This is a genomic window from Pandoraea sp. B-6, assembly GCF_000282835.1.
Classification (GTDB): Bacteria; Pseudomonadota; Gammaproteobacteria; order Burkholderiales; family Burkholderiaceae; genus Pandoraea; species Pandoraea cepalis.
In genome coordinates this window covers 15815-16049 of sequence record NZ_KB290525.1, presented here as the reverse complement: position 1 = coordinate 16049, position 235 = coordinate 15815, and positions in this window count along the sequence as shown.

The following is a 235-nucleotide window of genomic DNA, read 5'->3' as shown; positions in this document are numbered from 1 at the left end:
GTCGCGCGCGAGGGCGTTGGCCGTCGCGTCGTCGACATGACGGGTGACGATGTCGGTCATGCGACTTCCTCGCCAAGCCGCGCGAGCGGCACCATGCGGGTGGCGAGCGCCTGACGGCGCCAGAACTTGCGCAAGTCGCCGCCGCGCGAGCGCATCGTCACGCTGTGACTGTCGCCGCACAACGTGAGCGAGACTTCGCGGGCCTGGCCCTGGGCGACACGCGCGAGCGCCGGCG